This is a genomic window from Acidovorax sp. FG42 (genome assembly GCF_057809195.1).
In genome coordinates this window covers 131,748-141,822 of the sequence record NZ_JBMDJM010000014.1, presented here as the reverse complement: position 1 = coordinate 141,822, position 10,075 = coordinate 131,748, and the positions used below count along the sequence as shown (strand labels likewise).

Annotated in this window: 10 protein-coding genes; 7 read left to right on the top strand and 3 right to left on the bottom strand. The window is 65.8% G+C overall.

Translation table 11 applies throughout. The features are described from left to right. Positions 1–298 precede the first annotated feature (298 nt). On the top strand, positions 299–1,336 hold the full coding sequence (locus ACODSM_RS15680; protein ID WP_488805928.1) for a LacI family DNA-binding transcriptional regulator: 1,038 nt from the start codon (positions 299–301) through the stop codon (positions 1,334–1,336). A gap of 45 nt (positions 1,337–1,381) precedes the next feature. On the opposite strand, the gene ispF is transcribed toward ACODSM_RS15680, so the two are convergent. Both ispF and ACODSM_RS15670 read right to left on the bottom strand, forming a co-directional pair. Next, complete coding sequence (gene ispF, locus ACODSM_RS15675; RefSeq protein ID WP_288852955.1) at positions 1,382–1,861, bottom strand: 2-C-methyl-D-erythritol 2,4-cyclodiphosphate synthase; 480 nt, start codon at positions 1,859–1,861, stop codon at positions 1,382–1,384. A 115-nt stretch (positions 1,862–1,976) separates the two neighbouring features. Next, complete coding sequence (locus tag ACODSM_RS15670) at positions 1,977–2,891, bottom strand: IspD/TarI family cytidylyltransferase (RefSeq protein WP_082522473.1); 915 nt, start codon at positions 2,889–2,891, stop codon at positions 1,977–1,979. A 97-nt stretch (positions 2,892–2,988) separates the two neighbouring features. Here ACODSM_RS15670 and mfd point away from each other — a divergent pair, with 97 nt between their 5' ends. From mfd to serB, 6 genes are all read left to right on the top strand, one after another. After that, positions 2,989–6,453 carry a transcription-repair coupling factor gene (gene mfd, locus ACODSM_RS15665; RefSeq protein WP_488805925.1) on the top strand — a complete coding sequence of 1,155 codons (3,465 nt, stop codon included), beginning with the start codon at positions 2,989–2,991 and terminating at the stop codon, positions 6,451–6,453. A 72-nt stretch (positions 6,454–6,525) separates the two neighbouring features. Next, positions 6,526–7,188 carry a hypothetical protein gene (locus tag ACODSM_RS15660; protein ID WP_488805923.1) on the top strand — a complete coding sequence of 221 codons (663 nt, stop codon included), beginning with the start codon at positions 6,526–6,528 and terminating at the stop codon, positions 7,186–7,188. A gap of 97 nt (positions 7,189–7,285) precedes the next feature. Continuing rightward, complete coding sequence (locus ACODSM_RS15655; RefSeq protein ID WP_015014749.1) at positions 7,286–7,540, top strand: ParD-like family protein; 255 nt, start codon at positions 7,286–7,288, stop codon at positions 7,538–7,540. Further along, entirely contained in the window at positions 7,537–8,334 is a 798-nt protein-coding gene (gene map / locus ACODSM_RS15650) for a type I methionyl aminopeptidase (RefSeq protein WP_488805921.1), read from the top strand. The genes ACODSM_RS15655 and map overlap by 4 nt, the downstream gene beginning before the upstream one ends. A gap of 101 nt (positions 8,335–8,435) precedes the next feature. Further along, a complete protein-coding gene (locus ACODSM_RS15645; protein WP_015014751.1) occupies positions 8,436–8,624 on the top strand; it encodes a DUF3149 domain-containing protein in 189 nt (62 codons plus the stop codon). A gap of 116 nt (positions 8,625–8,740) precedes the next feature. Continuing rightward, positions 8,741–9,454 carry a phosphoserine phosphatase SerB gene (gene serB, locus ACODSM_RS15640; protein WP_056747189.1) on the top strand — a complete coding sequence of 238 codons (714 nt, stop codon included), beginning with the start codon at positions 8,741–8,743 and terminating at the stop codon, positions 9,452–9,454. 92 nt (positions 9,455–9,546) lie between these two features. Here serB and ACODSM_RS15635 read toward each other — a convergent pair whose 3' ends face one another. Beyond that, positions 9,547–10,065, bottom strand: a complete 519-nt coding sequence (locus ACODSM_RS15635; RefSeq protein WP_488805918.1) for an RrF2 family transcriptional regulator — start codon at positions 10,063–10,065, stop codon at positions 9,547–9,549. Positions 10,066–10,075 lie beyond the last annotated feature (10 nt).

The following is a 10,075-nucleotide window of genomic DNA, read 5'->3' as shown; positions in this document are numbered from 1 at the left end:
CCCTGCTCGTCGAAGTCGGTGATGGGGAACGAGAGCAGGCCGGAGCCCATGATGGTTTTGAGTTCTTGCGGGGTCATGGTGAAAAGCGGGCGGTGGGTAAGAGGTCCTCGAAGGTCGTACAAGTCACAGAATTTCTGCTCCAAATTGAGAACTTTTTGCGATTTATGCAAATGTTAACGTTAACATCATCAGACAACATAGCGAAAACCCTTGTGTTGACGAATTTCACGGGAGTGCCGCCGCACAGGGGCGTGCACGGTGCCAGCCAGAAGTCACGCGCCCTTTAGACTCCATCACCATGCAAGCTCCTGATCCGGCCCGCACTGCCCCACCCTCCGGCCGCGACCGCTCGGCGGTCACGCTGCGCGAGGTGGCCGAACGGGCAGGCGTGTCGATGATTACCGTGTCGCGCGCCATCAACACGCCGCAGCAGGTGTCTGAGCGCACACGACAACGGGTTCAGGAAGCCGTTTCCACTTTGGGCTATGTGCCCAACCTGGTGGCAGGCGGGTTGCGTTCGGCGCGCAGCCACGTGGTGACGGCACTGGTCCCCACGCTCACGGGGCCACTGTTTGGTGAAATGGTGCAGGCCCTCACCGATGCGCTGGAACTGCGCGGCTTTCAGGTCATGGTGGGCCAGGTGGGCTACGCCCGTTCACGCGAAGACGAGTTGCTGCGCGCCATCGTGGGCCGGCGGCCCGATGGGATCGTGCTCACGGGGGTCATGCACTCACCCGAGGGGCGGCGGTTGCTGATGGCCTCGGGCATTCCGGTGGTGGAAACCTGGGACTTCACGGACACCCCCATCGACATGCTGGTCGGCCTGCGCCACGAAGCGCTGGGCGCCGCCGTGTGCGAGCACCTGTTCGCCAGGGGACGGCGACGGCTGGCGCTGCTCAGTGGCGGAGACGAGCGCGCGGCGCGGCGCGCTCAGGGCTTTGCAGACGCAGCCGCGCGCCTGGGTCTGCGCCCGCCCGCCGTGCGACTGGGTAAATCACCCACCACCCACGCAGATGGCCGTGCCGGGCTCGCAGCCCTGCTGGCCGACGTGCCCGATATCGACGCAGTGTTCTGCAGCTCCGACATGCTCGCCCTGGGCGTGCTCACCGAAGCCAGGGCCCGTGCAATCGCAGTGCCTCAGCAACTCGCTGTAATGGGGTTTGGCGACATCGACTTTGCCGCGACCGTCAGCCCGGCTCTTTCCAGCGTGCGCATCGACGGCACACGCATGGGCCGGACAGCGGCTCAGTGGATTGCCGACCGTGCCGAGGGCAAGGCAGTCGCCCAGCCCGTGGTGGACATCGGCTTTTCCATCGTGGAGCGCAGTAGCAGCTGAGCGCTGCAAGACCCTGCGCCAAAGGCCGGGCCAATCCCCAGCGGCTTACGCCCGGTAGACCAGCGCTATGGCCCGTGCCTCCATGGCCAGCCCCTGCCCCACCGGGCCCAGGCGCTCGGCCGTCTTGGCTTTCACATTGACCTGGTCCTCTGCCACACCCACCGCGCGGGCGATGGTGGCCCGCATGCCGGGGATGTGCGCCGCCAGGCGTGGAGCCTGGGCGACGACCGTGCTGTCGATGTTGCCGATCTCAAAGCCCGCTGCGCGCACCCGCCGCGCCGCCTCGGCCAGCAGCACGCCCGAGTCTGCGCCCCGGAACGCGGCATCGGTGTCGGGGAAATGGCGGCCAATGTCTCCCAGTGCCGCCGCGCCCAGCAGCGCGTCGGTGATGGCGTGCAGCAATACGTCGGCGTCCGAGTGGCCCAGCAGGCCTGTCGGGTGAGGGATCTCCACCCCACCAATCACCAGGCGACGACCGGGCACCAGCGCATGTACGTCCCAGCCTTCTCCAATCCTGAAATTCATTTGTCTGCCTTTGTGAAGGTTTGTGTGAGGAGTCGCGGGGAACGTCGGACGGTTTCCCCCCGATGAGCAACGCAGTCAGCGCGCCAGTGATGCCGGCAGCGCCATGCGCAGCGGACTAAAAAAGATTCTTCTTGCCAGGGGCCGTACTCACCTGCCCCCGCTCCCCACCAAAGCGCTCCAGCGTGGTGCTGTGCGCACGCTGGGCCAGCACCGCAGCCGCCAGCGCGAAATCGTCCGGGTAAGTGACCTTGAAATTCTGCGCCCCGCCGGGCACCAGCCGGGGGTGAAAACCCAGGGCCTCCATCGCACTGGCTTCATCAGTCACGTTGGAGCCCACCTTGTCGATGGCCTCCATCAGCGGGCCGATGCGGAACATCTGCGGCGTCTGCGCCAGCCACTTGTCGCTGCGGTCCACGGTGGAGGCCACGCGCACGCCGCCCGGGCCGTCGATGGAAGTCTTGAGCGTGTCGGCCAGCTTGTGCGCCAACAGGCCACCCACACTGTCGCCCGCGCATTGGTCGATGAGCGCATCGATCTGCTCTGAGGTCACGAGGCAGCGCGCTGCGTCATGCACCAGCACCCAGTCGCCAGGCTGGGCACCACGATCCAGCAGCGCCTTGAGGCCACCCAGCACCGTGTCGGCACGCGTGGGGCCACCACACTCCACCACAAAAAATGCGGGATGGGCATGGGCATCCAGAAAGTGATCCCCCGGCGCCACGGCCACCAGCGTCCCCAGCAAGCGCCCGACTCCGGCAAACGCAGCCAGTGTGTGCAGCACCATCGGATGGCCTGCCACCAGGTGGTATTGCTTGGGCAACGGGGCAACCGCCACGGGTGCATTGGCAGACAGCGCTGAGGTGGGCGAAAAAGCCGCCACGGTCGATGCCTGCACAGGCTGTGCAGAAGGGGCCATGCCTGCGCCTGCCGGCACGGCCCGCGACCCGACCCCTGCACAGGGCACCAAGGCCCAAAAACGCCCTTGGGCCGACAAGGGGGTGAGCGAAGGGTGCAACAGAGGAGCAGTCATGGAGCGCTCATTCTAAAATCTCCCGTTGCCCCCGATCCAGCCCGTGCGTGTTTCGCGCCCCTGGGGATGCGGTGGGCCCACTGACGACACCGTCCGCATGGAACTCCCCAAACTCTCCCCCGGAAAACGCTTTGCCCTGCCCCGCCCCGTGGGCAGCGCCGACTCCCTGCTGCTGGCACGCCTGGCCGAGCGCGACAAGGCCGCTGGCCACACCACCGCCATCGTCACGTCCGACGCCACCGATGCACAGCGGCTCATCGACGAAATGGCCTTTTTTGCGCCCGGCCTGCGCTGCGCGCTGTTCCCCGACTGGGAAACGCTGCCCTACGACACGTTCAGCCCGCACCAGGACCTGATCAGCGAGCGGCTGGCCACGCTGTGGCGCATCTCGCAGGGTGAGGCCGATGTGGTGCTGGTGCCCGCCACCACGGCGCTGTACCGCCTTGCCCCGCCGTCCTTCCTGGCGGGCTATACCTTCCACTTCAAGGTCAAACAAAAGCTCGACGAGGCCAAGTTCAAGGCCCAGCTCACGCTGGCCGGTTACTCGCATGTATCTCAGGTCGTGAGCCCTGGCGAATATGCCGTGCGCGGCGGGCTGATCGACCTGTTCCCAATGGGCTCGCTCGTGCCCTTCCGCGTGGATCTGTTCGACGACGAGATCGACAGCATCCGCACCTTTGACCCCGACAGCCAGCGCAGCTTGTACCCCGTGCCCGAGGTGCGCCTGCTGCCCGGCCGCGAATTCCCCATGGACGACGAGGCGCGCGCGAAATTCCGCAGCCGCTGGCGCGAAATGCTGGAGGGCGACCCGACCAAGAGCCGCATCTACAAAGACATGGGCGCAGGCGTGGCCACGGCGGGCATCGAGTACTACCTGCCGCTGTTCTTTGACGATACGGCCACCGTGTTCGACTACCTGGGTGGTGAAGCCACCGTGGTGCTGCACGGCGACCTGGAACCAGCCTTCCAGCGCTTCTGGCAGGACACCAAAGACCGCTTCCGCCTGGTGCAGGGCGACCCTGAACGGCCAGTGCTGCCGCCCGAGGCGTTGTTCCTGTCGGCCGACCAGTTCTACACGCGCGCCAAGGAACATGCCCAGCTGTCCATCCGCCCCGGCGTGGAGGATGTGGATGACAACCCGCACTTCCAGAAACTGGGCGACCTGTCGGTGGTGCGCGGGGCCGAAGACCCGCTGGCCCGCCTGCACGCCCACATCCGCAACACCCAGCACCGTGTGCTGCTGCTGGCCGAGAGCGACGGCCGGCGCGAGAGCCTGCTCGACTTTCTGCGCGCCAGTGGGGTCAGTCCACCTGCGTTCGATTCGCTGGCCGAGTTCCAGAGTTCGGCTGACGAAAAGGTAGGCATCGCCACCGCCGGCCTGACCGTGGGCTTCAGCTGGATCGAGGATGGCATCGACTTCGTCACCGAGACCGAGCTGTTTGCCGCCGGCCCCACCACGCGCCGCCGCAAGAAGCAGGAGCAAGTCAGCGATGTCGAGGCGCTGATCAAGGACCTGGCGGAGCTGAATGTCGGTGACCCCGTGGTGCACAGCCAGCACGGCATCGGCCGCTACCGGGGCCTGATCAACATGGACGTGGGCAACAAGAACCCCGATGGCACGCCCGCCATGCAGGAGTTTCTGCACCTCGAATACGCCGACAAGGCCGTGCTCTACGTCCCCGTGAGCCAGTTGCAGCTCATCAGCCGCTACACCGGCGTGAGCGCCGACGAGGCACCGCTGCACAAGCTGGGCAGCGGCCAGTGGGAAAAGGCCAAACGCAAAGCGGCCGAGCAGGTGCGCGACAGCGCGGCCGAGCTGCTCAACATCTACGCCCGCCGCGCGGCGCGCGAGGGCCATGCCTTCCGCTACAGCCCGCAGGACTACGAGACCTTTGCCAACGACTTCGGCTTCGAGGAGACGGCCGACCAGAACGCCGCCATCCACGCGGTGATCCAGGACATGATCAGCCCCCGGCCCATGGACCGGCTGGTCTGCGGCGACGTGGGCTTCGGCAAGACCGAGGTGGCGCTGCGCGCGGCCTTCGTGGCCGTCACCGGGGGCAAGCAGGTGGCCTTCCTCGCGCCCACAACCTTGCTGGCCGAACAGCACTACCAGACGCTCGTGGACCGCTTTTCCAAGTGGCCGGTGAAGGTGGCCGAGGTGTCGCGCTTTCGCTCGGGCAAGGAGATCACCGCCGCCATCAAGGGCATCGGCGACGGCACAGTGGACATCGTGGTGGGCACGCACAAGCTGCTTTCAGAATCCACCAAGTTCCACAACCTGGGCCTGCTCATCATCGACGAGGAGCACCGCTTCGGCGTGCGCCACAAGGAGCAGATGAAGGCCCTGCGTGCCGAGGTGGATGTGCTCACCCTCACCGCAACCCCCATCCCGCGCACGCTGGGCATGGCGCTGGAAGGACTGCGCGACCTGTCGGTCATCGCCACCGCGCCGCAGCGGCGTCTGGCGATCAAGACCTTTGTGCGCAACGAGGGCACGGGCGTGATCCGCGAGGCGGTGCTGCGCGAATTGAAGCGCGGCGGGCAGGTCTACTTCCTGCACAACGAGGTGGAGACGATCGAGAACCGCCGCCAGAAGCTCGAAGAAATCTTGCCCGAGGCCCGCATTGCTGTGGCCCACGGCCAGATGCCCGAGCGCGAGCTGGAGCGCGTGATGCGCGACTTCGTGGCCCAGCGCTTCAACATCCTGTTGTGCTCGACCATCATCGAGACCGGGATCGACGTGCCCACGGCCAACACCATCATCATGAGCCGTGCGGACAAGTTCGGCCTGGCACAGCTGCACCAGCTGCGCGGGCGCGTGGGCCGCAGCCACCACCAGGCGTATGCCTACCTCATGGTGCCGGATGTGGACGGCCTGACCAAGCAGGCACAGCAGCGGCTCGAAGCCATCCAGCAGATGGAGGAACTGGGCAGTGGCTTCTACCTGGCCATGCACGACCTGGAGATCCGCGGCGCGGGCGAGGTGCTGGGCGAAAACCAGAGCGGCAACATGCTCGAAGTCGGCTTCCAGCTCTACAACGAGATGCTGAACGAAGCCGTCAAGGCGCTCAAGGCGGGCAAGGAGCCCGACCTGCTCTCGCCCCTGTCCGTCACTACCGACATCAACCTGCACGCCCCCGCCCTGCTGCCCGACGACTACTGCGGCGACGTGCACCTGCGCCTGTCGTTCTACAAGAAGCTGGCCACGGCCAAGACGCCCGACCAGATCGACGGCCTGCTCGAAGAGATCGTGGACCGCTTTGGCAAGCTGCCGCCGCAGGCGCAGACGCTGATCGACGTGCACCGCCTGCGTGTGCTGAGCCAGCCGTATGGTGTGGTGAAGGTGGACGCGGCGCCCGGCGTGATCAACATCACCTTCAAGCCCCAGCCGCCCATCGACCCGATGCGCATCATCGAGCTGATCCAGAAGAACAAGCACATCAAACTGGCGGGCAACGAGAAGCTGCGCATCGAGCGCGAGCTGAAGGAGCCCAAGGACCGTGCACAGATGGTGCGGGACATTCTGCGCAGCCTGGGGCAACCCGTGGTGGCTGCATAGCGACTTACAAGCCAAAGAGGCTGCAAGCGCTAGTGAATCAATCGCTGATAGCTATCAAAAGAGAAGCAAACAATGTGGCTGGAATCTCTGCTAGCGCTGGTGGCGCTGACGGCCGCCCTGGCCACGCGGCCATGGCGACTGCTGGCCAGCCGCAAGCCGCTGGTGCATGAATCCCATGGTGCGGCGTCCCCGCTGTGGACGCCGTTGCTGGCTACGCTAGTGTTTTTGCCCTGGATGTGGGCCCTGCCCACGCTGCACGCCATGCCGCTGCAATTGCAATGGTCGGGCGCGTGTCTGGTGGTGCTGATGCTGGGCTGGCCGCTGGCCATCCCCGTGCTGCTGGCGGTGGGCGCCATTGCGGGCCTGCTTTCACCCGCACTCGATTGGGCCGACGCGCTGGGCGCCGCCATCTGGCTGGGTGTGGTGCCCGCCACGCTGGCGCTGGCGCTGGGCGCGCTGCTGCGGCGCTGGGTGGGCACCCAGCCATTTGTGTACGTGCTGGGCCGCGCGTTTTTGGGCACCGTGGCCTGCGTGTTTGCCGCCGGTGTGCTCTCGCAATGGACCGGGCACCTGTTGCCCGGTGTGGGCAACGAGCTGTCGCTGGTGGCCCGCTGGCTCATGGCCTGGGGCGACGGGTTTGTGACGGGCATGCTCGCTGCCATCTTCGTGGCCTTCAAGCCCGAGTGGCTGGCCACTTGGTCGGACCAGCTCTATCTGAAGCGCCCGCCGCAGTAGCGCTGGCGGGCATCAGCGCAGTGTTGCCAACGCGCACCACAAGGACTGCAGACACGCAGCAATACGAAACATATATGTTTCGCATAAAATTCGCTGCATGGGTATTGTCAAAATTTCAGACCAAATGCACGAGAACCTGCGCGTTGCCAGCAACGCCCTGTCTCGCTCCATCAACGCACAGGCAGAACACTGGATGCGCATCGGCATGCTGGCCGAGCTGCATCCCAACCTCGACCACAGCGACATCTGCCAGTTGCTGATCCGCGCCGAGCAGGCTGGGGGGTTCGATCTGGACACGGTGGCGGCCTCTGTGGCCGCCAAGCCGGGCCACAGCGGGCGGCGCGTTCAATGAAGTCGTCCCGCGTCACCCTGCGCTCCCCCGCCGAAATTGCCCAGGCGCGTGAGGCTGGCCACCTGGCCGCCCGCGTGCTGCACATGATCACGCCGCATGTGCAGCCCGGCGTCAGCACCGAGGCACTGGACCGGCTCTGCCACAACTACATCGTGAACGAACTGCAGGTCACCCCTGCCAACGTGGGCTACCTGGGGTATCCAAAAACGGTGTGTACCTCGGTCAACCACGTGATCTGCCACGGCATTCCGTCGCCCGGCCAAGTGCTCAAGGCAGGCGACATCATCAACATCGACGTGGCCATCATCAAGGATGGCTGGTTTGGTGATACGAGCCGCATGTACTTTGTGGGAGAGCCCAGCCCGCTGGCGCGCCGCCTGGTGGACACCACCTACGAAGCCATGTGCGCGGGCATCGCCCAGGTGCGCCCTGGCGCCACGCTGGGCGACGTGGGCCATGCCATACAGAGCGTGGCCCACCGCGAGCGGTTCAGCGTGGTGCGTGAATACTGCGGTCACGGCATCGGGCAGATCTACCATGACGAGCCCCAGGTGCTGCACTACGGGCAGCGCGGCCAGGGCCTGCGGCTGGAGGAAGGCATGGTCTTCACCATTGAGCCCATGATCAACGCCGGCAAGCGCGACACGCAGGAGCTGGCCGACGGCTGGACCGTTGTCACCCGCGACCGCTCGCTCTCTGCCCAGTGGGAACACATGGTGGCCGTGACGGCAGACGGGTTCGAGGTGCTCACGCCCTGGCCCGAAGGCACCGGCCGCTATCCCGCCATGGTTTGACCTGCATCTGGCCCACACGCCGCAGTCTTTGACACAGCACAAGCAGCCGCCGCAGGGTCCGCCGGATAGTGGTGAACACCGCCACAACGAGGAGGGTCTCCATGAAGCTGCTGAACGATCTGTTTTCTACCGACTATGGCCTGATGAGCATCATCGGCATCGGGTTCATGATCTGCATGGCCGCATTTTTTGTGCGCATGTTCCTGGTCAAGATGAACGAGCCGCCCCAGCCCAATCCGGCCGCCAAGGCGCTGAAAGGCGGCAGCCAGAACCTGCCGCATCCGCGCTGAGGCAAAGGATCTGACGAGAGCCTGCGCGCGAAGCGCGGCATGCACGGCGGGAGCAGAAGCCCGCCGGGGATACCATTGCGGGTTCTTACCCCCGCATTTGTTCCCCTTTTTCTGCCATGACCCACGCTACCGAATTCGCCCCTGGCCTCGTCATCCAGGGCATCGAGCCTCCACTGTCCCTGTCTGCCTACAAGCTCATCGCTTTTGACATGGACTCCACCCTCATCAACATCGAGTGCGTGGACGAAATCGCCGATGCCGCCGGCCGCAAGGCCGAGGTGGCCGCCATCACCGAGGCGGCCATGCAGGGCGTGATCACCGACTACAAGGAGAGCCTGCGCCAGCGTGTGGCCCTGCTCAAGGGCGTGACGGTGCAGCACATGGAGCAGGTGTTCACCGAGCGTCTGCGCTTCAACCCCGGTGCCAAGGAGCTGATCACCGCCGCCAAGGCTGCGGGCCTCACCACGCTGCTGGTCTCGGGCGGCTTCACCTTTTTTGCCGACCGCGTGAAGGCGGGCCTGGGCATCGACTTTGCGCGCTCCAACATGCTGGAAGTGCAAGACGGCCAACTGACGGGCCGCATGGTGGACCAGGCCTGGGGCGACATCTGCGACGGCGCAGAAAAGCGCCGCACGCTGCTGGAAGTGGCCTCGCTCATGGGCATTTCGCCGCAGCAGGCGATTGCCGTGGGCGACGGCGCCAACGACCTGCCGATGATGGGTGCCGCCGGCCTGTCGGTGGCCTACCACGCCAAGCCCGCCGTGCGTGCACAGGCCAAGGTGGCCATCAACCAGGGCGGGCTCGACCGTTTGCTGGAAGTGCTGCGCTGAGCGGCGTGGCGCCTCAGTACGTACAGGGCGCCTCTGGACACTATTAATTTGATAGCTATACAGGCATGTAGCACTAGCGCATCACGCCGTTTTTATTCAAACCCAGGTGCATCGGGCAATCCGGGCACCAACGAGGCCCTGCGGCGGGCACTGCCGGCACGCGGGGCGGCCACCGTGGCCTGCAGCGCCACACCCTGGGGTGACGTGGGCGCCACCAGGTCCGCCAGCGTCACGCCATCCAGCACCTCCAGATAGGCCTGCATGGCCTGGCCCAGCACCCCTTTGAGCCGGCAGTGGCTGCTCAGGCGGCACTGGTTGGAGGCGGGGTCAAAACATTCCACCAGGTTGAAGTCCGTCTCGGTGGCACGCACCACCGCGCCAATGTGGATGGACGACGCCGGCACCATCAGCCGCATGCCACCGCCCCGCCCGCGCGTGGTCTCGAGCAGGCCCTGCGCCGACAGCTGCTGCACGATCTTCATCAGGTGGCTGCGCGAGATGCCGTAGCCCTCGGCCACCTCCGTGATGGTGACGGGCTCCGCCCGCCCCTCGGTGGCAGCGCAATACATCAGCACGCGCAGCGTGTAGTCGGTCCATTGGGTCAGTCGCATGGGTTTGCCG